The following is a 20,065-nucleotide window of genomic DNA, read 5'->3' as shown; positions in this document are numbered from 1 at the left end:
AAAACATTCTCACGTCACCGAATAGTGACTTCAGCCACCAGTCCGCCGCCGGAGCGATTGTAGAGCTTCAGAGATCCGCCGATCTTCGCCGTCAGCTGCTGGGCAATTGCCAGCCCGAGACCTGTGCCCCCCGTCTCCCGGTTGCGGGATTGCTCGAGCCGGAAGAAGGGCTGCATCGCGGCTTGGAGCATATCATCCGGAATGCCGGGCCCGCGATCCATGACGCTGATGACGACGGCGTTGTCAGCGCCGCGCTCGACGCTGATCTCGGCGGCGCCGGCAAACTTCAAGGCATTGTCGATGAAATTCGACAGGATACGGCGAAGAGCGTGCGGCCTGGTGAAGGCTGCGCCTTCAACCAGCCCGACGACCGTGACGGCCTTTCCGGTGTCCTGGTAGTCGTAGGCTATGCTGTCGATGAAAGAAGCGAGGTCGATGCGAGCATTCTTCTCTCCGCTGCCGTGGGCGCTGCGCGCATAGGCGATGCCGTCCTGGACGAGACGCTGGATCTCGGAGAGATCATGCACCAGCTTGTCCTTCTCGGGTGACTCCTCCGCCATGTCGGCGCGCAGCCGCATGCGGGTGATCGGCGTCTGAAGATCGTGCGAGATCGCCGCCAATATCTGCACCCGTTCCTCGAGATAGTGGGCGATCCTCTCTCGCATCGCATTGAATGCTCTTGCCGCATGCGCCACCTCGCTCGGCCCGGCCTCACTCAAAGCCTGACCGTCCTTATCAGGATCGAGTGCATCGGCGGCAGCAGCGAGTTCGCCGAGCGGCCGGATCGCCTGGCGGACGGCAAACCAGGTGCAGAGGATGAGGAGCAGCATCTGGACGGCGAAGACATAGGGCAGCCATGCGGCGATCGGCATGATGCCTCTCGGCGTGACATCGATCGTCAGAGGCGTTCCGTCGCTCAGCGTCAGATGCGCCTGCAGCCGGTTCACCTCACCCGGAATCCGTTCGATGCGGATGGGAAAGCGATGTCCGGCGGCCGCCTCTATCTTTCCTGCGATCTCCCTCGCCTTGCTGGAGCTGTCGGACACACCGGCCAGGCCGGGCCCGAGTTCGAAGCGGTAGTTGCCGCGGCTCAGCCAGTCCAGAAGGTCGCCGCGCTCACTTGCCGGAAGCCGGTCGAGAACGGCGATCGATGTCGCAACGTCATTCTCCAGCGTGCCGAGCATCACCGCCTTGGCCGACATGTAGCGCTCCATGTAGAGAACGCTGAAGGAGAGACCGTAGGCGAAGGCCAGGCCGATCAAAAGAATGACAAAGATCCGCGATCTGAGCGTTCTCGGCCACATCAGGCCCAACAGGATGGGGATATCGGCTCTCATTGGCGCGGCTCCGAAATTTCGACCGGAACCGAGAAGACATAACCTTCGCTGCGCACCGTCTTGATATAGGTCGGCTCGCGCGCATCGTCCCCGAGACGCTGCCGCAGGCGGCTGACAAGAAGATCGATCGAGCGATCGAAGAGTTCGGCGTCACGGCCCTGCGTCAGGCTCAAAAGCTGGTCGCGGTTGAGCACGCGCTGCGGATGGTCGATGAAGACACGAAGCAGGCGATATTCGGCGCCGCTCAGCGCAATCGCGGTCCCATCCTTGTCGAGCAGGTGACGGGCGACGGTATCGAGCCTCCAGTCGCCGAAGGTCAGCAATTGTCCCGCCTCGCTGATCTGCAGGTTGGGCGGCAGCATGCGCGTGCGCCGCAGCACCGCCTTGATACGGGCAAGAAGCTCGCGCGCGGCAAAGGGCTTCGCCAGATAGTCGTCGGCGCCCATCTCCAGCCCGAGGATCCGGTCCATCTCGTCGGTGCGGGCCGTCAGCATCAGGATCGGGATCGCCTTGTGCCGGCCGGACCGCAATTCTCGGCAGAGCACCAACCCATCGTCGCCCGGCATCATGATGTCGAGCACGATCAAGTCGACGGAATTCGCTTCCAGAAAGCTGCGCATCTGGCGCCCGTCGGCGGCAATGCTGGTCCTGAGGCCATTCTTCTGCAGATAGCCTGAGACCAGCTCGCGGATTTCACGATCGTCGTCGACGATCAGGATGTGGTCGACATGATCCATATTGCCCATTCCTCAACGATTGCGGCCGCGCCCACCGCCTCGTTCGCCATGTCGAAGCGCCGGACGCGACCTACGCATATTCCGCCCGTTCGAGCAACGAGCCTCTGCTGCCGATCAGAAGCGATCGACGTCGATGACCGCCTGGGCGAAAGCCTGCGGCGCCTCCTGCGGCAGGTTGTGGCCGATGCCGCCGCCGATCGTGCGATGCTCATACCTGCCGGAAAATTTTCCGGCATAGGCGGAAGGCTCGGGATGCGGCGCACCGTTTGCGTCGCCTTCCATGGTGATCGTCGGCACCGAGATCATCGGCAGGCCGGCAAGCTTCTTCTCATAGGCATCATACTTCGCCTCGCCGTCGACAAGTCCCAGGCGCCAGCGATAATTGTGGACGACGATCTCCACATGGTCGGGATTGTCGAAGGCGGCAGCCGATCTGTCGAAAGTCGCATCGTCGAAATTCCACTTCGGTGATGCAGTCTGCCAGATGAGCTTTGCGAAATCGTGAGTGTTGCTCTGATAGCCCAGGCGGCCGCGTTCGGTGGCGAAGTAGAACTGGTACCACCAGGCAAGCTCCGCCTTCGGCGGCAGCGGCTTCTTGTTGGCCTCCTGGCTGCCGATCAGGTAACCGCTGACCGAGACCATCGCCTTGCAGCGCTCGGGCCACAGCGCAGCCATGATGTTGGCCGTCCGCCCGCCCCAGTCGTAACCGGCAACAACAGCCTTTTCAATCTTGAGCGCATCGAGCAGGGCGATCATATCGGCGGCAAGCGCCGAAGGCTGGCCGTTGCGCGGTGTCTTGTCGTCGAGGAAGCGGGTCGTGCCGTAGCCACGCAGATAAGGCACGATCACTCTGTAGCCGGCGGAGGCAAGCAGCGGCGCTACGTCGACGAAGCTGTAGATGTCATAAGGCCACCCGTGCAGCAGCAGCACGACGGGGCCATCGGCCTTCCCGGCCTCGGCATAACCGATATCGAGCACATCGGTCTTGATCTGCTTCAGCGCTTCGAACGACGTATTGGTCCCGGCCTTTACGTCAGGCAGCGCTGCGCTGGAAGACTGCGGCTGTTGGGCTGCGGCCGCGCCGGCCACGCCGAATTCGACGGCTGCAAGCGCGATTGCCGTCATGCCGAAGAAACGGCGGCGGTAATGATTGATTTGCTCTGACATCGGTCTCTCCTGTCGAATGGATCACGGCGCTCAGATGACGTTCGGCTTGTATCGCCCATATGTCACAGGCTGCAGTTTTTGAATGCGAGTGTAACCTCCGCCTGCCGAGATACATTCTGATACAAACGCGCCACCTCGGCAGGGCATCTGGCGGGCTATCTCAGTTTTCCCCGCCGTCTCTGCGGATAAGGCAGTTTGTATTCTTTTGTATCGCCCGCGCCCAGCGCAATAGTTCGGTACATTTTCCCGTCAAACCAGACACATCGGAGATACCTCCGCCCGGCTATCTCCCCGCCGTTGCTGGTTCAGGCCCATCGCCGTCCAGAGCCCGATCAATCGGTTTCAAAGGAAACGATGATGACACTTCTGATCATTGCCTATCTCGGAGGCGTGTTGACCATTCTCAGCCCTTGCATCCTCCCTATCCTCCCCTTCGTCTTCGCCCGAGCCGGCCAGCCTTTCGTCAAGAGCACGCTGCCGATGCTGGCCGGCATGGCCGCCACTTTCGCGCTGGTCGCCACACTTGCAGCGGTCGGCGGCAGCTGGGCCATCCGCGCCAATGAATATGGCCGCCTCGCCGCGATCGTCCTGCTGGGGCTCTTCGGAGCGAGCCTGCTTTCGCCGCGCTTCGCGAGCACGCTGGCCCGCCCGATCGTCGACCTCGGCAACAATCTTCTGAACGCCAGCGGTGGCGGACGCACCGCGCCGACGGTCAGGAGCGCGCTCATTCTTGGCGTCGCCACCGGCCTGCTCTGGGCGCCCTGCGCCGAACCAATTCTCGGACTCGTGCTGACCGGCGCGGCATTGCAGGGCGCCAACCTGCAGACAACAGCCCTCTTGATCGCCTATGCCGCCGGTGCTGCGACCTCGCTTGCCGTCGCCTTGCTTGTCGGCGGTAAGATCTTCGCCGCGATGAAGCGCTCGCTCGGCCTTGGTGATCGAATCCGCCAGGCGGTCGGCGCTGCGGTGTTGGCGGGTGTGGCGGTGATCGCGCTCGGTCTCGACACCAGCCTGCTGGCGCGCCTTTCCTATGCCAGCACCGCCTCGCTGGAGCAGGCCGTGCTGGACAGGCTGCATGCCAAGCCGGTCGGCGGCACGCCCTCCGGAGCGGCGAGCAGCGACACGATCATTCCCGCTGCCGATGGAAGCAAACCTTTCCGCAGTGATCTGCCCGTCGAAGCTTATGCGCCTTCGTTCGACGGCGCGGTCGAATGGCTGAACTCGAAGCCTCTGACCAAGGAGCAATTGCGGGGCAAGGTGGTGCTCGTCGACTTCTGGACCTATTCCTGCATCAACTGCATTCGCACCATTCCCTATGTCAGGGCCTGGGCGGAAAAATATGCGGATCAGGGCCTGGTCGTCATCGGCGTACACGCCCCGGAATTTGCCTTTGAGAAGAAGATCGACAACGTCAAGAAGGCCGTCGGCGACTTTCAGATCGGCTACCCGGTTGCGATCGACAATGACTACAAAATCTGGCGCGCCTTTGAAAACAGCTACTGGCCTGCCGCCTATCTGATCGATGCCAAAGGTCAGATCCGCTATCACCATTTCGGCGAAGGCAATTACGGCACGACCGAAAAAGCCATCCAGGATCTACTGCGCGAAGCCGGCAGCCAGATGGTGGAAACGGCACCGGTCGCGCCTAACGCCAAGGGCGTGGAAGCAGGTCCCGACCTCGCCAATATCCGCTCCGGCGAGACCTACATCGGCTACGCACAGGCCGAAAATTTCGTCTCGCCTGAAGGGCTGCAGGCCGATACGCCGCAGAACTACTCGATCGCGGAGCCCGCCATCAACGCATGGGGCCTGTCCGGCACCTGGACCGTCGGTAAGGATCAGGCAACGCTCGACCAGCCGGGCGGCAGCATCGCCTATTGTTTCAGCGCCCGCGATCTGCATCTCGTGCTCGGACCCGGTGCCGGCGCCAAACCGGTCCGTTTCCAGGTGAGGCTCGATGGCAAGGCGCCCGGAGCCGATCATGGCTCCGACATCGATGCCGACGGCAACGGCACGGTCACCGCAACGCGGCTTTACCAGCTCGTTCGCCAGTCCGGCACCGTCGCCGCCCGCACCTTCGAAATCCGCTTCCTCGATCCGGGCGTCCAGGCCTACGCCTTCACCTTCGGCTGAACCCAGAACCATTTCATATCCCGCCCTTCAACATCACCACAAGGAGTGACCCCATGAACAAGCAACTGACTTTCATCGCAAGCCTTGCATTTGCCGCCGCCGGAATCGCATTTGCGGCCGAGTCTGCCGAGGTCAAGAACATCGTGATCGTCCACGGCGCCCTGGCCGATGGCTCGGGATGGCGAAAAGCGACCGAGATCCTCGAAAAGCGCGGCTTCAACGTCACCATCGTCCAGGAGCCTCTCACCTCGCTCGATGACGATGTGGCAGCGATGAAGCGGATTCTCGACCTCCAGGAAGGACCGACGCTGCTCGTCGGCCACAGCTATGGAGGCATGGTCATCACCGAAGCCGGCAACAATCCAGGCGTTGCGGGCCTCGTCTATGTCGCCGCCTTCCAGCCTGACAAAGGGGAAAGCTTGCTGAGCCTCGCCAGCTCGAAGCCGGCCGGCAGCATGGACATCAAGGAAACGAAGGACGGCAAATATCTCTATCTCGACCCTGGCGCCTTCGCCGCGGCTTTCGCGGCCGACCTGCCGAAGGCCGAAGCCGATTTCCTGGCAAGATCGCAGGTCTTCGCCGCCAAGCAGGCCTTTTCAGCCAAGATCGGAGAGCCGGCATGGCGGACGAAGCCGAGCTGGTCGATCGTCGCCACCGAGGATCGCTCCATCAATCCCGAGTTGGAGCGTGACATGGCCAAACGAGCCGGCAGCGACGTGACCGAGATCAAGGGCAGCCACGCCGTCTTCGCATCCCAGCCGGAAAAAGTTGCCGACGTCATCGAAAAGGCGGCTACGAAAGCCGGCCGATAGAGAGGGGTAAGACAAGGCCACCTCCCCTTCTCCCGGCGGGAGAAGGGGAGGTCAGCGCCCCTCCCTGACGCCAGGGAGGGGCGGATCAGCTACTGGTTGGAGGCGACCGGACGCACCAGCGGAGTGACGCGACGGATGGTGACGCGGCGGTTTTCCTGCTCGGGGCCTGACGTGTTGACCTTCAAGTAACGTTCGCCGTAGCCCTGCGTCGCCATGTTTTCCGGCGGAATGCCATAGACGTCGGAGAGCACATTCGCGACCGATTCCGCCCGCTGGTCGGAGAGGACCAGGTTGCTCTGGTCGGAACCGACAGCGTCCGTATGGCCCTCGATCAGGAAGGTCTCGCTCGGATCTTTCTTCAGCACCTGGCTGATCGCGTCGGCGACCTTGCGCAACGTGCGCGCCTGGGTCATCGGGATCTCGGCGCTTCCGGTCGCGAAGGTGATCGTATCGAGGTCGATACGGCGTACCTTATCGCGAATACGGGCGGAATATCTCACCTCGTCAAGCGAATAGACACGCTCCACCTGCTCGACTGGGGGCTCGCTGAGGAATTCGTAATAGTCCCGGTCAGGATCGCTGCTGGTGTCGATGATATAGTCATTAAGCGGGACACGCAGCCGCATCGGCGGCAGATCAGCGCCCGGGTCATCGAAATAGCCGCGATCAGGATCCTCATAGAGATCAGGTGAGTAGTAGAGCACGTATTCGCGCCCGCGGGCATCGACGCGCGACCGCTGGATGATGTCGCCGTAGCGGTTGCGGATGGTGACGATCCGATAGCCTTCCGGCCGGGTGATGATCTCGCGATAGCGATTGTCCGGGAGCTCTTCATAGATCGGCTGCTCACCGTCGCGCAGGAACCGTCTGTCGTCGTCGCTACGCACGATCACCTGATTGTTGTACTGGATGATCACGCGGTTATCGTCCGTTTGATCCTCGATGCGCGCTCCCTCGGGACGGGCAAATTGCGGCCGCGTGTCGAGCCTCGTGCCCTTCTCGCTAGTCACTGCCTCGAGCTTTATCGCTGGGGCAGCCGCCGCAGCAGCGGCCTGCGCATCGGCATCCGAGGTCGGCACCTTCACCTCCTGGCTCTCGGCCCGCAGCTTGTCGCGGTCACGGCGGCTTTCGCGGCCCTTGCTGCGATCGGCATCCTTGTCGCTGTCGAGCACGGCCGCACCATTCTCGACCGGCAGCACGACGGTTTCGTTGCTCTTGGCCGGGTCGGCGGCAATCGCCTTGCGGCGCTGCAACTCCTCGGGGGAAACCTTTTCCGGCGCAGGAAGAGCCTGCTCCACCTGCTGGCCGCCGCTGGTACCCGGCGCCGGCTGGGCCGTGTCGGTGGCGGGCGCAGCGGGCTGTTCGCCAGCGGGCTGTTTGGCGGCCGGTTGTTCGCCGGCGGGCTGTTTGGCGACGGGTTGCTCACCGGCGGGCTGTTTGGAGGCAGGCTTTGCAGCTGTGCCCTCCGTCGGCGCTTCGGCGGGCGCAGCTTCAGGAGCGGCCGCCTTGTCTTCGGCCGGCTTCACCGCCGGTGCTGCAGCCTCGCCCTTCTTCGGCTTCTTGGCAGGCGCTTCGGCAGCGGGTTTTGCCTCCGGCTCAACTGCGGGCTTGGCCTGTTCCTCGGTGGGCGTCACCGCCTCGGGAGCGGCGGTCTCGGTCTTAGCCTTGCCCTTATCTCGGCTCTGGGCCTTGTCCTGACCCTTCTTGCCACCTTCCGGCTTGACCTCGGGCTGGGCCTGTTCGGTCTCCGGCTGTACTTGCTTTGCGGCCGGCTGCTGTTCAGGCGCCGGCTGAGCTTCTGGTTCGGCTTGCTCAGTCTGCTGCTTTTTCGGCTTTCTCGGCTTTTCCTGCGTTACCGGCTGCTGTTCTTCCTGTTGCGGCTCGGCCTGCGGCTGGGCTGCCTGCTTGGCTTTCCGCTCCGGCTTGCTCTCGGCCTTCGGCGCGGGCTCCTCCTTCGGCGCTTCGGCCTTCGGCGGTTCCGGCTCTGCCTTGGGTTCGGGCGCAGGCGCCTCCTTGCGCTCGGCCTTCGGCTTCTCGGCAGGCGCCTCCTTCGGCTGCTCAGCGGCAGGCGCCTGTTCGGCCGGCGTTTCCCCCTTCTGCTTGCGCTTCTTCTTCAAGAGTTCCTCTTCGGAGGGCGCGTCCTGCGCCACTTCGAAGCTGCCCTGTTCGATCTGCCGCACGGCCGCAGCCTCGGTCGTAGCGCCGCGTGCGGCCGCCACTGCCGATGCCGGCTGCAGCGCCAACGAGAGAGAAAGCAGCGGGAAAGCTGCGCTTGCAAACAATCTTGATTTCTTGCCCATCGGGTTTCCTCGATCCTGTTTGAGCTTCCTGAAGGCCGACAGGCCTCGGTTCGCCCTAGTTTCGCAATGAGGCGAAACGGCGAATTGGCAAAGCGCCAAACCGCCGATTTGTTCCGTTTCTAGGAATCAGCGGATTAACCTCCCGTGAATGTTGCAGTCTGCTTTCGTTCATCTCGCCTGTTATTTGCACCGCACAATTGCGTGGGAATTTCTGTTGCATTTCCATGAAAAAAAGTCTGATTATCGCCGCAAGGCGGTGCCCGTCACCGTTGAACAGCAGCCGTCAGCCCAAGACAAAAAAGCGCGATGGCTACCAACAGAGAGGATCCACATGCGTATCTCCACCCGTTTCTTCGCGGCAGCCTCGATCGCGGCAATGTCGCTCTTTGCCGGCTCGGCCATGGCCGATGGCGAGAAATACGTGATCGGCACCGATTCGACCTATCCACCCTTCGAATTCGTCGATGCCAGCGGCACCATCCAGGGTTTCGACATCGATATCGCCAAGGCGCTCTGTGCCGAGATGAAGGCCGAATGCTCCTTCGTCAGCACCGATTGGGACGGCATCATCCCGGCGCTCAACGCCAAGAAGTTCGACATGATCGTCTCGTCCATGTCGATCACGCCGGAGCGCCTGAAGCTCGTCGACTTCTCCAACAAGTACTACAACACCCCTCCGGCCATCGCCGTACCGAAGGATTCGAAGATTACTGACGTTGCCGGCCTCAAGGGCAAGGTGATCGGCGCACAGACTTCCACAACGCATGCCAACTACGCCGAGAAGCACCTCGCCGACACCGAGCTGAAGCTCTATCCGACGGCCGACGAATACAAGCTCGACGTTTCCAGCGGCCGTGTCGACGCCGTCATCGACGATGTCGTCGTTCTCTCCGAATGGGTCAAGTCCGACGCCGGCGCCTGCTGCAAGATCCTGACGACCCTGCCGGTCGACAAGGAAATCAACGGCAACGGCGCCGGTATCGCCATCCGCAAGGGCGATCCGCTGAAGGAAAAGCTCAACACCGCGATCGCTGCGATCCGCGCCAACGGTGAGTACAAGAAGATCCAGGACAAGTACTTCGATTTCGACGTTTACGGCGAATAAGAAATTCGGTATCTGGCCGATCAAGCGAATGGCGGAAGGCTTGCTCTTCCGCCATTTTTGTTTGACAAAGGTGGCAAGATCAAAACGGCAAAAGCCGTGAGGGGAATTCTCGCATGGGCGGATTGTTTTCCGCGCTCGGCTCCTTCTGGAGCTCACTTGTGCACATTTTCGATCCGCTATGCGGACCCGTCGGCATCTTCACCTGGTTAGGTCAGTCGACGATTCTTGCTTGTGGCGATACCGGCTGGGGCGACGAAATCGCCCTTGGTCTGCAGGTCACCGTATCGGTGGCGATCGTTACCCTGCCGATCGGCCTTGTCATCGGTTTCCTCGTGGCACTCGGCCAGCAGTCGGAAGAAAGGTCGCTGCGGCTGGCGGCCGGCATCTACACGACGATCTTCCGCGGCCTGCCGGAGCTGCTGACGCTCTTCATCATCTATTACGGCATGCAGATGCTCATCCAGTCTCTCCTGGAGCTTGCCGGCTACGTCGGGCCGCCGGTCGAGATTAACGCCTTCCTGGCCGGCGTGATCGCTCTGTCGGTCGTCTTCTCCGCCTATTGCTCCGAGGTGCTGCTTTCGGCCTTTCGCGCCATTCCTAAAGGCCAATATGAGGCGGGAGATTCGCTCGGCCTGCATCGCGGCCGCACGCTGCGGCTCGTTATCCTGCCGCAGCTTGTTCGCATCGCCCTCCCTGGTCTGACGAACCTCTGGATGGTGCTCCTGAAGGACACGTCCTATGTCTCGATCATCAGCCTTGCCGACATCCTGCGCCAGACGAGCGTTGCCGTGCGAGTGACCAAGGAGCCGTTCTTCTTCTATGGCATTGCCTGCTGTCTCTATCTGGTGCTCGCCATCCTCTCCTCCTTCCTGCTTGTCTATGTCGACCGCTGGGCCAAACGTTCGGAGGTCCGCCGATGAGCTATGCTGAGACATTGATCCCGCCGCAGCCTGCACCCCGCGAGGTGGCAAAGCCGGTTACGGCGGCACGCCTGTGCGGCTACGTCTTCGTTGCGGTCTGGGCTCTGTTCGCGGCACTGCTGATCTTCACCGTCATCAATGGCTGGGATCCGGACAAATTCACGCGCTACGGACCGCGTTATCTGCACGGACTCTGGGTGACGCTCAGTCTGGTTGCCATCTCCGTCGTTTGCGGCGCCATCCTGTCCCTGCCGCTCGCCATGGCGCGGCTGTCGAAGAATCGGGCGCTTAACTGGTTCGCCTATGGCTATATATATTTCTTCCGCGGCACGCCGCTGCTTGCGCAGCTCTTCCTGGTCTATTACGGCCTCGGCGTCTTCCGCCCGCAGCTGGAAACCGTCGGCATCTGGTGGTTCTTCCGCGAAGCCTGGTATTGCGGCCTCTTTGCCATGACGATCAATACGGCGGCCTATCAGGCGGAAATCCTGCGCGGCGCAATCGAAAGCGTACCGCACGGCCAGCGAGAAGCGGCAGCAGCCCTCGGCATCCATAAGACCATCGCCTTCCGCAAGATCATCCTGCCGCAGGCCTTCATCGTGGCGCTTCGCCCCTACGGCAACGAGATCATCCTTTTGATCAAAGGCTCGGCGGTCGTCGCCATCATCACCGTGCTCGATCTGATGGGCGAAACCCGCTACGCCTTCTCCCGCACCTTCGACTACCAGACCTATCTCTGGGCAGCGATCTTCTACCTCACCATCGTCGAGGCGCTACGCCATCTCTGGGCCTGGATCGAGCGTCGACTGACGCGGCATCTCAAGCGCTGAGCATGACGGCCAGAGTGTATTGCGGTTTTGGGATGACGGATTGCTAAAGCTTGGCAGCACTCGTATCATCATGCTGCCAAACCATTGAAAATAAAAAAGAATACTTCATTCGCAACGTATCTGTTAAGCTTGCGTTAACCACTCGCATGCTTCCATTTCATCTAGCACTAATAAAGCGCTGAGTGGGAACGAGAAGAAGCTGAATACGATGCACAAGGACATGGAAAAGCAACTGCAGGGTTACGGTTTGACGACCGCGCAGATCCTCTACCACCTGCCGGATCACCCGACGATCCTGCAGACTTACGTCTGGCAGGATTATGATCTCGCCCCCGATTTTCCTGAGATGCGCGGTTTCCTGAAATTTTGGCAGGAGAAACTCGATGGGCCGTTACATTCGGTGCGCTACGTCCACCGCAAGCTGATTTCGGCAACCGAGTGGCGGGCGCTGAAGGGTGAGTTCATCCTGCACTGATCAGACATGCGCCTCGCCATGGCCGAATTCGCCCTCGTCGCGATCCGGACGCAGGGCGAAATAGAGCATGCCGAGATAAAAGATGACGACGATCGAAATAACCGCAAGGCCTGGGAGTGGCCCGAGAACGGCATTGTCTATGACATAGGTCCATGACTGCGCCTGCAACGCCGGCGCGCCCTCCGTCTGCAGTTTCGGCGTCGAGATCTTCAGGCACCATGCGAGCAGCAGGATCAAATACATCCAGCCGTAATTGCGTTTGAGCCGCCGATGCATTGCCTCCCCATAACTGAGCAGAAAGCGCGGATGACGCAGGCTGTTGGCGATCACCGCAGCCCATTCGCTGCCGGCCGAAGCGTTCGGCGCCATGATCTGCGCGAAATAACAGCGCTCTATCTGACGGATTCGGGCGCGGTAGATATCAAAGAAGCGGTAGCGCCGCGCTTCGATTATCAGAAGCAGCGTCACCAGCATGATACCGAACAGCAGCACGCCATGATGCGAGGTCGGCGTCGACAGCGACACCGAGAGCAGCGCCGCCACCACGGTGATTGCCCAGTTGGACGTCCGGTCGATGCGGTCGCGCCAGCTCGTCATCCGTCCGAGCTCACCGCGGTAATAATGGCTGAGCGAATTGGTGATCTCGCCCGGCGTCGTGGGCAGCAGCAAGGGGCGCTCACCCTCTTCTTCCCTTGCCGGTGGCATCCTGTCTTGCTCCGCTTTCATGGCATCTCCTCCCGTCATCTTCTTTTTCGCCATTCTGCGCCTGTAGCCGCGCCATTGCAAAACATCGAAAGCCGCCGTAGAGCCATGCCTGAAAACAGAAGGACATGAACCGCAATGGCAAAGAAGATCGACGAAGAAGCCCTTGCCGAGGCCTATAACCGCGCGCTGGCGCTGGAGAAATCAGGTGATGTCGATGCGGCCGTGGCAGCCTATGAGGACGTCTTGGCGATCGATCCCGAGGACCACGGCGGAGCCGCCGTGCGCATCGCCGCGATGGGCCGCGGCGAAACCCCGGTCAAGGCGCCCGACGCCTATGTCGAAACCCTGTTCGATCAGCATGCCGAGGTGTTCGAGGACGTGCTCGTCGAGCAGCTCGGCTATCACGTGCCGATGCTGGTGCGCCAGCGCCTGCAGGCATTGAAGCTCGGGCCGTTCAAGCGGTTGCTCGATCTCGGCTGCGGCACCGGTCTCACCGGCGGGGCGCTGCGCGACCTGTGCGAGGACATGACCGGCATCGACATATCGGAGAAGATGGTCGAGATCGCCCACGAAAAAGATCTTTACGAGACGCTCTTCGTCGCCGAGGTCGAGGATTTCCTCGACGACAACGACGAGGAGGCTTTCGACCTCGTCACCGCCACAGACGTGCTGCCCTATCTCGGCGCGCTCGAACCGCTCTTCTTCGGCGCCGCCGAAAACCTGACGCCGGGCGGCCTGTTCATCTTCTCCTCCGAAACCCTGCCCGAGGAGACGTTTGCCGGCCGCGCCTATATGGTCGGGCCGCATCAGCGCTTCGCCCATGCCGATGCTTATGTCAGGGAACGTCTGACGGCGACCGGTTTCGAACTCGTCGAGGTATCGGACATCAACGTCCGCATGGAAGACGGTCAGCCGACACCGGGCCACCTGGTGATCGCTCGATACATCGGCTGAGGGAATGGTTGCGCGATTGGCGAACTATTTGTTGCGCATTCCGTCTTGGCCTGATACTTAGTCTTTCGGTAAAGTTTTCTACCGGATAAGAAAGGTCGCCGCATGTCGATCGTGCTCTATGGGCATCCGCTCGCCTCCTTCTGCCACAAGGTGCTGATCGCGCTTTATGAAAACGCGACTCTCTTCGAAAATCGCCTCGTCGATCTGTCCGACGAGGCTTCGCGCGCCGATCTCTTCCGCTTCTGGCCGATCGGCAAGATGCCGCTGCTGAGGGACGAGGCGCGCGACAGCACCATTCCCGAAACCACGATCATCATCGAATATCTCGACCATTACTACCCCGGCCCCGTGCGCCTGCTGCCGCTGGAGATCGATCGGGCGCTGCAGGTCCGCCTCTGGGACCGCTTCTTCGACCAATATGTCCAGGTGCCGATGCAGACGCTCGTCAGCCATCGCCGGCGTCCCGAGGGCACGGCAGACGAAATAGAGATGGCCGCCTGCAAAGCGACGCTCACCACTGCCTATGCGATGATCGAAAAGCAGCTGGGCGAAAGCCCTTGGATAACAGGCGAGGCCTTCACTATGGCCGATTGCGCTGCAGCCCCGGCCCTCTTCTATGCCGAGACGCTGGTCCCGTTTTCACAGGAGCAGCCGAAACTTGGCGCCTATTACAACAGACTGCTGGCGCGCCCATCCTTCGCCAGGGCGCTGGAAGAGGCCCGCCCTTATTTCAAGTTCTATCCCTATCAGGACAGGCTGCCCGCCCGCTTTCGGGATGCGGCGGAATGATCGAAAGCCAGGCGGATCTCGACCGCATGTTTCACGCCCTTTCCGACCGCAGCCGCCGCGGGATGATCGACCGCCTCGGCCGCGGCCCGGCCTCGGTCACCGAACTGGCCGCACCGCTCGCCGTCGCCCTGCCGACGGTGATGAAACATCTGCAGGTGCTGGAGGAGAGCGGCCTCGTGCTGTCCGAAAAATCCGGGCGGGTGCGAACCTACCGCCTGCAGCAGGATGCGCTTGCCGCTGTCGAGCGCTGGGTGGAACAGCGAAAGACCCGCTGGACTGCCGCCTTCGACAGACTGGATCAATTTCTCGCCGATGAGCCGGAGACCCTCCCCGAATGACGACACGCTCTGCCGAACATACCACCTTCGTCATCGAGCGCCGCCTGAAGGCGCCCGTCGCCCGGGTCTTTCGCGCCTGGTCGACGCCGGAGTCGAAGCGGCAATGGTTTGCCTGCCACGGCGAATGGGTGCCGCTGGAATATGCGCTCGATTTCAGGCCGGGCGGCACAGAGAGGAACCATACCGCCGACACCGATGGGCTTCTGCACGCCTATGACGCCCACTACATCGATATCGTGCCGGATACCCGCATCATCTATGCCTATGAGATGAAGCTCGGGCAAACCCGCATCTCAGCCTCGCTCGTCACCGTCGCCTTCGACGTCGAACCCAGCGGCACCAGAATGGTCTTCACCGAGCAAGTGGTTTTCCTCGACGGCTACACCGACAACGGCGCCCGCCTTCAGGGCACTGAGATCGGCCTCGACAATCTCGAACTCTTTCTCGAGCGCGAGACGAGCCCGATTCACTAACGCGGCCGGATGAAATGTCACAGGCCGCTTGATTTCTTCCGTGAGCCGGCCGCCCGCACCGACCTATTCAGCGCTGCCGCGGCTCGAATAAGCGCCTTCAACGCCTCCTCGTTGATCTCGTCACCTTCATGAAAGTCGATGGCACGCCGGGTGTTGCCGTCGAGGCTGGAGTTGAAAAGGCTGTTCGGATCCTCAAGCGAGGCTCCTTTGGCGAAGGTAAGCTTGACCACGCTCTTATAGGTCTCGCCGGTGCAGATGATGCCGGCGCGCTCCCACACCGGAACCCCTCGCCACTTCCATTCCTCGACCACTTCGGGTTCGGCCTGCTTGATGAGTGCGCGGACCCGCGCGAGCATGTCGCCGCGCCAATCCTTGAGCTCCTCGATCCTCGCATCGATCAGTTGAGAGGGAGAGGCTTGCCCGCTTCCTTCTTCGGAATCGGTCCTCTTCATGGTTGCCGTCACCTTCCTCATGTTTGTCGTTCTCCCGTCACCGCGCATCAAAAATCTCACATCCGTTCGCCGGGCAACCGGCTCGCCTGCTCTACCCAGGAGGCAATCTGCACCTCGTCAAACGGGTCGTTCTCGCGGATGTCGAGGTAGCGCACCTCTTTCTGCTTGGACTCGCCTGGCGGCAGAGGATGCAGCGACGCGCCCTTGAAGAAAGCCACCTTGACATAGCTGGCGTAGCAATGGACGCCGAGGAACCAACCTTGCCCTTCCATGCCGTAAAAGGGCGAGTTCCACTTGACCGCCTTGCAGACGCTGGGCACGGTTTTGGTGATCAGCGCATCGAGGCGACGCCCGATCTCACTTTTCCAGTCCGGCATGGCGGCGATGTAGGCTTGCACGGGCGCATCGCCATAACCCTTAGGGATTTGCGGGTTGCCACCCGACAGAAGCTTCGGCGCCGCGACCGCCGGTTTGGCGGTCTTTTTCGTGACCTTCTCCGCGCCTTTCGACGTTCTGCCCGCCATAGATTTCCTCCTATCCGCCGATGCCTCCCGCGCCGCGCCGTTTCGCGGCATAGGGCAGCACGAACAAGGTGAGACTGGTAACGAGAAGCAGGCCGAGCGGCAGCAATGCCAAGAGCCCAATCCAGACCGCCGACTTCTCCTGTACCATGACGATGATATTGACGATGACGGCCAGCGTAAAGGCGATGGACAGCCAACGGTGGACCTGCCGAGCCCAGTTGTTCAAGCTCAATGAAGCCTCCTCAAAATCAGCCCGAGGGCCCGCCCGCTCGGCGATGGATCAGTCAACCCGCGCCAACACCTGTTCCAGTCTGTCGAAGAATTGCGGCCACCCGCTCCTGGCGCCGCCATAGGCCTGCCGCTGATCCGCCCGGAAACCCGACTGCTCCATGCGCAGATGCGTACCCGTGCCCCTCGGCGTAAGCGTCCAGGTCACGACGGTTTCGAGGCCATAGGCGCCCCAGCTGTAAGCGAGGGTCTTGTGTGGCTCGACTTCCAGAACGCGGCAGTCGACCGCGCCCCAATCGGCAGTGAAGTTGAAGCGATGGTCAACGATCGGCTTGAAATCGCTTTTCATCAACCACTCCTGCATCAGGTGCGGCTGGGTCAGCGCCCGCCAGATCTTTTCCGCGGGAAAGGGCATCTCCCTTTCGATGATGACGGAGCGCGTCTCGGTCGTTAAGTCAGTCATTGATCCATCCTCTTCAACAAATCTTCGAGCGCAGTGAAGCGGTTTTGCCAGAAGCCGGCCATCTCGCTCGTCCAGTCGACGAGCGGCGCAAGCGCGCCGAGCTGCGCGCTATAATGCGTCTGCCGCCCCTCATGACGGTCGCGCACCAAGCCGGCTTGCTTCAGCAGCCCGAGATGTTTCGAAACGACCGGTTGCGAGACCCCGGCCTGCGCCGTCAACGCCCCGACCGTCTTCTCCCCCTCCCGGCACAGCCGCTCGAAAAGCGCGCGCCGGGTGGGATCCGCAAGCGTCCTGAAGAGCACGTCCTGAACGTTCGACATTGAAGACCCATATCTATAAGGCTATAAATTAACCTATAGCCATCGAGATATACGTATGTCAAGCGGCGAACAGAAAGCGACTAAACGACCAGAAAAACCTATAGCCAACTCGCCAGCGGATACAACAATCGAAAAGCCAAGACATATCTAGCATAGCCAATCGGCTATGCATAATTGCGACCCGCCATCCTCAGGGGCAACCAACAGGCAGAAAAACGCCTGAAGCCGCAGACGGCTTCCGGCGATACATGCTCTGCATCTTGTTTGAGCTCAGCAGTCGCGGCGGCCGCCGTGAAGAGCGGCCATGCGCTTCTGTCCGACCGAATCGGATTGGGGGACGAAGCGTTCCTGCGCCTCGCGGATCGTATCTTCGTCGAGATGGCGGATCAGCCGCTCGGCCGCCTCCCAGGCTTCTTCGTCGGTTTCCCGCATGATGAAATGCAGGCGGATGCCGAAGGTCACCTCCTCTCGCCTGCCTCGCTATCTCCCTCGGTATTCGGCGGCCAATCGCTCGCGAATGAAGGCGGGACCGCCGGCAAGACGTTTCGCAAGCAAACTTGCCGGATCCACCATGCGCCAATATGGCGTCACCACCGAAACCGGTTCGCCCTTCTCCAGCGCGCCGAAGGATAGTTCGGCGATCGCGCGCAAATGCCGCTGCACCGTTACCGGACAGCAGGCATCCGCTCCGTATTGGGCGGCGAGACGGCGGCGCAGGACGCCGGCCTCGGTGAGAATACCTTCAGGCGCCAATCGAATCTGCTCTTCGATCATCTGCCGCGACGGAATAAGCATCGCCTGCGTGCCGCTGCGGCCTTTGCGACGTGGCTCGATCGTTGGAATTTCGTTCATGTGATCCCCCGGGAAACGCTATCCGTCTTTCCCATCTAGGGCTCGGCCGAATGGCGACCAGCCTCATATGCGCCAACCGGAAGGAAGTCCGTCTTCACGGCTTTTCTGCTTCCGCCGTTTCGGTTAATCCTCAAGGCCTCTCACTCAGGATAAGGATAGGACATATGGCAAAAGTCGCGTTCATCGGTCTCGGCGTCATGGGCTTCCCCATGGCCGGTCATTTGAAGACGAGGGGCGGCCACGATGTCACCGTCTACAATCGCACGGCCGAGAAAGCCGCTGCCTGGGCCGAGAAATTCTCCGGCAAATCCGCCCCCACCCCTGCCGAGGCTGCCGCCGGCGCCGATTTCGTCTTCGTCTGCGTCGGCAATGACGACGATCTCCGCTCGGTGACCTCAGGCGAGAACGGCGCTCTGCACGGCATGAAGCCGGGTTCGGTGCTGATCGATAATACCACCGCCAGCGCCGAGGTCGCCCGCGAGCTTTATGCCGCGGCAAAGAAAAAAGGTGTGGATTTTATCGACGCTCCGGTCTCCGGCGGCCAAGCCGGCGCCGAAAACGGAGTGCTGACCGTCATGTGCGGCGGCGATGAAGCCGTCTTCGAAAGAGCCCGGCCGGTGATCGACGCCTATGCGCGCATGGTTGGCCTCATGGGGCCGGCCGGTTCCGGACAGCTTACCAAGATGGTCAACCAGATCTGTATCGCTGGCCTTGTTCAGGGGCTTTCCGAAGCGCTGCATTTTGGCAAGCGCGCCGGCCTCGATATTGAAAAGGTCGTCGAGGTAATCTCGAAAGGCGCGGCCGGCTCCTGGCAGATGGAAAACCGCCACAAGACCATGAATGCCGGCAAATACGATTTCGGCTTCGCAGTCGACTGGATGCGGAAAGATCTTGGCATCGTGCTCGCCGAAGCCCGCAGCAACGGCGCCAAGCTGCCGGTCACCGCCCTCGTCGACCAGTTCTACGGCGACGTGCAGGCAATGGGCGGCAATCGCTGGGACACGTCCTCGCTGCTCGCCCGGCTTGAGAAATGATCGGTCCCTCCTCCGATCCGGCTGAACTGATCGCGCATCTCGAAACGCTGCGCTCGGAGGAGAATGCCGCCGGGATGGCGCGATTCGGCATCGTCACCGACCGCGCCCTCGGAATTTCCAATCCTGATATCAGGGCAGTCGCCAGATTGGCGAAGAGGAATCATCTCAGGGCAATGCAGCTCTGGCGAAGCGATATCCGCGAGGCTCGGCTGCTCGCTCTCTATACCGCCGAGCCGAAGCGGCTGACGCCGGAAGAAGCAAAAAACTGGGCTCATGATTTCGACTCCTGGGAAATCGTCGACAGCGCCGCCGATCTCTTCGTCGAGGCGGGCCTGGACGAGCTCATTCCGGAATTCGCTGCAGACGAGCGCGAATTTGTCCGTCGCGCCGCTTTTGCCATGATCGCCGGCGCCGCCGTCCATCGAAAGGGCGAGACCGATACGCCCATCCTCTCCTGGCTGCCGCTGATCGAGGCGCATTCCGGCGATCCCCGCAACTTCGTTCGCAAGGCAGTCAATTGGGCATTGCGCAGCGTCGGCAAACGCAATCGCGCATGCCATGGGCCGGCGCTGGGGCTGGCGAAGCTTTTAGCCGAAAGTCCGAATAAAACCGCCCGCTGGATCGGCAGGGACGCGGCGAGAGAGCTGAGCGGCGAAAAGCTGTTGGCGCGTCTGCAGTGAAGCGATGCCACGTCAAGTCTGGGGCTTTCGCCTCGTCAATGGGGCCTGGACTTTTCCACCAGAAAGTCGATCAAGACTCTGACCGCCGGCGGCATGCCCTTAGAGCATGCTGTTTTCATACGGAAGCATAGCCTGAGTTTGTGAGATAGTTGGCGCATTCGGCCGGCGAGAATGCGTCGAGCAATTCACCGGCCTTGCGCCATGTTGCTTCGACGGTCCGTGGGGCTGCTTTCCTGATGAGATGCTTGAGCTTGGCAAAGACCTGCTCGATAGGATTGAGATCGGGGCTGTAGGGCGGCAGGAAGAAGAGATGTGCACCTGCGGCCCTGACGGCACGGCGCACGCCTTGTCCCTTGTGACTGCCGAGATTGTCGAGGATCACGATGTCGCCCTTGGCGAGGGTGGGCACGAGAACTTTCTTGACATAGAGGGTGAAGAGC

24 protein-coding genes and 1 pseudogene are annotated in these 20,065 nt (G+C 61.4%); 12 read left to right on the top strand and 13 right to left on the bottom strand.

Translation table 11 applies throughout. From position 1 onward, the window contains the following. Positions 1 to 14: 14 nt before the first annotated feature. The 3 genes from GGD53_RS26385 to GGD53_RS26375 form a co-directional block, all read right to left on the bottom strand. Entirely contained in the window at positions 15 to 1,337 is a 1,323-nt protein-coding gene (locus GGD53_RS26385; protein ID WP_184459689.1) for an ATP-binding protein, read from the bottom strand. Beyond that, positions 1,334 to 2,074 carry a response regulator gene (locus GGD53_RS26380; RefSeq protein WP_184459688.1) on the bottom strand — a complete coding sequence of 247 codons (741 nt, stop codon included), beginning with the start codon at positions 2,072 to 2,074 and terminating at the stop codon, positions 1,334 to 1,336. The genes GGD53_RS26385 and GGD53_RS26380 overlap by 4 nt, the downstream gene beginning before the upstream one ends. A 114-nt stretch (positions 2,075 to 2,188) precedes the next feature. Then, positions 2,189 to 3,241 carry an alpha/beta fold hydrolase gene (locus tag GGD53_RS26375; protein WP_184459687.1) on the bottom strand — a complete coding sequence of 351 codons (1,053 nt, stop codon included), beginning with the start codon at positions 3,239 to 3,241 and terminating at the stop codon, positions 2,189 to 2,191. Positions 3,242 to 3,598: 357 nt separating this feature from the next. On the opposite strand from GGD53_RS26375, the gene GGD53_RS26370 reads away from it, so the two are divergent. Together GGD53_RS26370 and GGD53_RS26365 are read left to right on the top strand one after the other, a co-directional pair. Continuing rightward, entirely contained in the window at positions 3,599 to 5,374 is a 1,776-nt protein-coding gene (locus GGD53_RS26370) for a cytochrome c biogenesis protein DipZ (RefSeq protein WP_184459748.1), read from the top strand. A gap of 53 nt (positions 5,375 to 5,427) precedes the next feature. Next, positions 5,428 to 6,186 carry an alpha/beta hydrolase gene (locus GGD53_RS26365; protein ID WP_184459686.1) on the top strand — a complete coding sequence of 253 codons (759 nt, stop codon included), beginning with the start codon at positions 5,428 to 5,430 and terminating at the stop codon, positions 6,184 to 6,186. An 89-nt stretch (positions 6,187 to 6,275) separates the two neighbouring features. On the opposite strand, the gene GGD53_RS26360 is transcribed toward GGD53_RS26365, so the two are convergent. After that, positions 6,276 to 8,486 carry an OmpA family protein gene (locus tag GGD53_RS26360; protein WP_184459685.1) on the bottom strand — a complete coding sequence of 737 codons (2,211 nt, stop codon included), beginning with the start codon at positions 8,484 to 8,486 and terminating at the stop codon, positions 6,276 to 6,278. Between the two features lie 331 nt (positions 8,487 to 8,817). Here GGD53_RS26360 and GGD53_RS26355 point away from each other — a divergent pair, with 331 nt between their 5' ends. From GGD53_RS26355 to GGD53_RS26340, 4 genes are all read left to right on the top strand, one after another. After that, a complete protein-coding gene (locus GGD53_RS26355) occupies positions 8,818 to 9,591 on the top strand; it encodes a transporter substrate-binding domain-containing protein (protein ID WP_184459684.1) in 774 nt (257 codons plus the stop codon). 113 nt (positions 9,592 to 9,704) lie between these two features. Continuing rightward, positions 9,705 to 10,511, top strand: a complete 807-nt coding sequence (locus GGD53_RS26350; protein ID WP_184459683.1) for an ABC transporter permease — start codon at positions 9,705 to 9,707, stop codon at positions 10,509 to 10,511. Next, complete coding sequence (locus GGD53_RS26345; RefSeq protein WP_184459682.1) at positions 10,508 to 11,338, top strand: ABC transporter permease; 831 nt, start codon at positions 10,508 to 10,510, stop codon at positions 11,336 to 11,338. The genes GGD53_RS26350 and GGD53_RS26345 overlap by 4 nt, the downstream gene beginning before the upstream one ends. Positions 11,339 to 11,546: 208 nt before the next feature. Continuing rightward, entirely contained in the window at positions 11,547 to 11,813 is a 267-nt protein-coding gene (locus tag GGD53_RS26340) for an usg protein (RefSeq protein ID WP_011425678.1), read from the top strand. Here GGD53_RS26340 and GGD53_RS26335 read toward each other — a convergent pair whose 3' ends face one another. Beyond that, on the bottom strand, positions 11,814 to 12,539 hold the full coding sequence (locus tag GGD53_RS26335) for a DUF2270 domain-containing protein (protein WP_184459681.1): 726 nt from the start codon (positions 12,537 to 12,539) through the stop codon (positions 11,814 to 11,816). Between the two features lie 114 nt (positions 12,540 to 12,653). On the opposite strand from GGD53_RS26335, the gene GGD53_RS26330 reads away from it, so the two are divergent. From GGD53_RS26330 to GGD53_RS26315, 4 genes are all read left to right on the top strand, one after another. Next, on the top strand, positions 12,654 to 13,472 hold the full coding sequence (locus GGD53_RS26330) for a methyltransferase domain-containing protein (protein WP_184459680.1): 819 nt from the start codon (positions 12,654 to 12,656) through the stop codon (positions 13,470 to 13,472). Positions 13,473 to 13,574: 102 nt separating this feature from the next. Further along, complete coding sequence (locus GGD53_RS26325) at positions 13,575 to 14,261, top strand: glutathione S-transferase family protein (protein ID WP_184459679.1); 687 nt, start codon at positions 13,575 to 13,577, stop codon at positions 14,259 to 14,261. Beyond that, positions 14,258 to 14,599: an ArsR/SmtB family transcription factor gene (locus tag GGD53_RS26320; protein WP_184459678.1), complete on the top strand. Its 342-nt coding sequence runs from the start codon at positions 14,258 to 14,260 to the stop codon at positions 14,597 to 14,599. The genes GGD53_RS26325 and GGD53_RS26320 overlap by 4 nt, the downstream gene beginning before the upstream one ends. After that, on the top strand, positions 14,596 to 15,072 hold the full coding sequence (locus tag GGD53_RS26315; RefSeq protein WP_184459677.1) for an SRPBCC family protein: 477 nt from the start codon (positions 14,596 to 14,598) through the stop codon (positions 15,070 to 15,072). Before GGD53_RS26320 ends, GGD53_RS26315 begins: the two co-directional genes overlap by 4 nt. A gap of 17 nt (positions 15,073 to 15,089) precedes the next feature. Here the strand turns inward: GGD53_RS26315 and GGD53_RS26310 are convergent, their stop codons facing one another. The 7 genes and pseudogenes from GGD53_RS26310 to GGD53_RS26280 form a co-directional block, all read right to left on the bottom strand. Beyond that, on the bottom strand, positions 15,090 to 15,545 hold the full coding sequence (locus GGD53_RS26310; protein ID WP_184459676.1) for a DUF1801 domain-containing protein: 456 nt from the start codon (positions 15,543 to 15,545) through the stop codon (positions 15,090 to 15,092). 35 nt (positions 15,546 to 15,580) lie between these two features. Continuing rightward, the gene (locus tag GGD53_RS26305; RefSeq protein WP_184459675.1) at positions 15,581 to 16,048 is read right to left on the bottom strand and encodes a DUF1801 domain-containing protein; all 468 of its coding nucleotides are present in this window, start codon (positions 16,046 to 16,048) and stop codon (positions 15,581 to 15,583) included. 10 nt (positions 16,049 to 16,058) lie between these two features. Next, on the bottom strand, positions 16,059 to 16,280 hold the full coding sequence (locus tag GGD53_RS26300) for a hypothetical protein (protein ID WP_184459674.1): 222 nt from the start codon (positions 16,278 to 16,280) through the stop codon (positions 16,059 to 16,061). 48 nt (positions 16,281 to 16,328) lie between these two features. Further along, positions 16,329 to 16,739, bottom strand: coding sequence for an SRPBCC family protein (locus GGD53_RS26295; protein ID WP_184459673.1), 411 nt, complete (start codon positions 16,737 to 16,739; stop codon positions 16,329 to 16,331). Further along, positions 16,736 to 17,059: an ArsR/SmtB family transcription factor gene (locus GGD53_RS26290; protein ID WP_184459672.1), complete on the bottom strand. Its 324-nt coding sequence runs from the start codon at positions 17,057 to 17,059 to the stop codon at positions 16,736 to 16,738. The genes GGD53_RS26295 and GGD53_RS26290 overlap by 4 nt, the downstream gene beginning before the upstream one ends. A gap of 276 nt (positions 17,060 to 17,335) precedes the next feature. After that, positions 17,336 to 17,533: pseudogene (locus GGD53_RS26285) on the bottom strand (alkanesulfonate monooxygenase); the annotation flags it as partial. Between the two features lie 6 nt (positions 17,534 to 17,539). After that, positions 17,540 to 17,911 carry a hypothetical protein gene (locus GGD53_RS26280; RefSeq protein WP_184459671.1) on the bottom strand — a complete coding sequence of 124 codons (372 nt, stop codon included), beginning with the start codon at positions 17,909 to 17,911 and terminating at the stop codon, positions 17,540 to 17,542. Positions 17,912 to 18,075: 164 nt separating this feature from the next. On the opposite strand from GGD53_RS26280, the gene GGD53_RS26275 reads away from it, so the two are divergent. Together GGD53_RS26275 and GGD53_RS26270 are read left to right on the top strand one after the other, a co-directional pair. Beyond that, the gene (locus GGD53_RS26275) at positions 18,076 to 18,945 is read left to right on the top strand and encodes an NAD(P)-dependent oxidoreductase (RefSeq protein WP_184459670.1); all 870 of its coding nucleotides are present in this window, start codon (positions 18,076 to 18,078) and stop codon (positions 18,943 to 18,945) included. Beyond that, entirely contained in the window at positions 18,942 to 19,625 is a 684-nt protein-coding gene (locus GGD53_RS26270; protein ID WP_184459669.1) for a DNA alkylation repair protein, read from the top strand. Before GGD53_RS26275 ends, GGD53_RS26270 begins: the two co-directional genes overlap by 4 nt. 115 nt (positions 19,626 to 19,740) lie before the next feature. On the opposite strand, the gene GGD53_RS26265 is transcribed toward GGD53_RS26270, so the two are convergent. Next, positions 19,741 to 20,065, bottom strand: a 325-nt coding sequence (locus GGD53_RS26265) for a transposase (RefSeq protein WP_184459668.1), incomplete at its 5' end; no start/stop codon positions are given.

The sequence above is a fragment of the Rhizobium aethiopicum genome, from assembly GCF_014197535.1.
GTDB classification, from domain to species: domain Bacteria; phylum Pseudomonadota; class Alphaproteobacteria; order Rhizobiales; family Rhizobiaceae; genus Rhizobium; species Rhizobium aethiopicum_A.
The sequence above is the reverse complement of the archived record's forward strand: the minus strand, read 5'-3'. Positions and strand labels throughout refer to the sequence as shown.

Coding starts and splice junctions, on each gene's coding strand:
- GGD53_RS26385 (WP_184459689.1), bottom strand. CDS start 1,337: ATGAGAGCCGATATCCCCATCCTGTTGGGCCTGATGTGGCCGAGAACG.
- GGD53_RS26380 (WP_184459688.1), bottom strand. CDS start 2,074: ATGGATCATGTCGACCACATCCTGATCGTCGACGACGATCGTGAAATC.
- GGD53_RS26375 (WP_184459687.1), bottom strand. CDS start 3,241: ATGTCAGAGCAAATCAATCATTACCGCCGCCGTTTCTTCGGCATGACG.
- GGD53_RS26370 (WP_184459748.1), top strand. CDS start 3,599: ATGACACTTCTGATCATTGCCTATCTCGGAGGCGTGTTGACCATTCTC.
- GGD53_RS26365 (WP_184459686.1), top strand. CDS start 5,428: ATGAACAAGCAACTGACTTTCATCGCAAGCCTTGCATTTGCCGCCGCC.
- GGD53_RS26360 (WP_184459685.1), bottom strand. CDS start 8,486: ATGGGCAAGAAATCAAGATTGTTTGCAAGCGCAGCTTTCCCGCTGCTT.
- GGD53_RS26355 (WP_184459684.1), top strand. CDS start 8,818: ATGCGTATCTCCACCCGTTTCTTCGCGGCAGCCTCGATCGCGGCAATG.
- GGD53_RS26350 (WP_184459683.1), top strand. CDS start 9,705: ATGGGCGGATTGTTTTCCGCGCTCGGCTCCTTCTGGAGCTCACTTGTG.
- GGD53_RS26345 (WP_184459682.1), top strand. CDS start 10,508: ATGAGCTATGCTGAGACATTGATCCCGCCGCAGCCTGCACCCCGCGAG.
- GGD53_RS26340 (WP_011425678.1), top strand. CDS start 11,547: ATGCACAAGGACATGGAAAAGCAACTGCAGGGTTACGGTTTGACGACC.
- GGD53_RS26335 (WP_184459681.1), bottom strand. CDS start 12,539: ATGAAAGCGGAGCAAGACAGGATGCCACCGGCAAGGGAAGAAGAGGGT.
- GGD53_RS26330 (WP_184459680.1), top strand. CDS start 12,654: ATGGCAAAGAAGATCGACGAAGAAGCCCTTGCCGAGGCCTATAACCGC.
- GGD53_RS26325 (WP_184459679.1), top strand. CDS start 13,575: ATGTCGATCGTGCTCTATGGGCATCCGCTCGCCTCCTTCTGCCACAAG.
- GGD53_RS26320 (WP_184459678.1), top strand. CDS start 14,258: ATGATCGAAAGCCAGGCGGATCTCGACCGCATGTTTCACGCCCTTTCC.
- GGD53_RS26315 (WP_184459677.1), top strand. CDS start 14,596: ATGACGACACGCTCTGCCGAACATACCACCTTCGTCATCGAGCGCCGC.
- GGD53_RS26310 (WP_184459676.1), bottom strand. CDS start 15,545: ATGAGGAAGGTGACGGCAACCATGAAGAGGACCGATTCCGAAGAAGGA.
- GGD53_RS26305 (WP_184459675.1), bottom strand. CDS start 16,048: ATGGCGGGCAGAACGTCGAAAGGCGCGGAGAAGGTCACGAAAAAGACC.
- GGD53_RS26295 (WP_184459673.1), bottom strand. CDS start 16,739: ATGACTGACTTAACGACCGAGACGCGCTCCGTCATCATCGAAAGGGAG.
- GGD53_RS26290 (WP_184459672.1), bottom strand. CDS start 17,059: ATGTCGAACGTTCAGGACGTGCTCTTCAGGACGCTTGCGGATCCCACC.
- GGD53_RS26280 (WP_184459671.1), bottom strand. CDS start 17,911: ATGAACGAAATTCCAACGATCGAGCCACGTCGCAAAGGCCGCAGCGGC.
- GGD53_RS26275 (WP_184459670.1), top strand. CDS start 18,076: ATGGCAAAAGTCGCGTTCATCGGTCTCGGCGTCATGGGCTTCCCCATG.
- GGD53_RS26270 (WP_184459669.1), top strand. CDS start 18,942: ATGATCGGTCCCTCCTCCGATCCGGCTGAACTGATCGCGCATCTCGAA.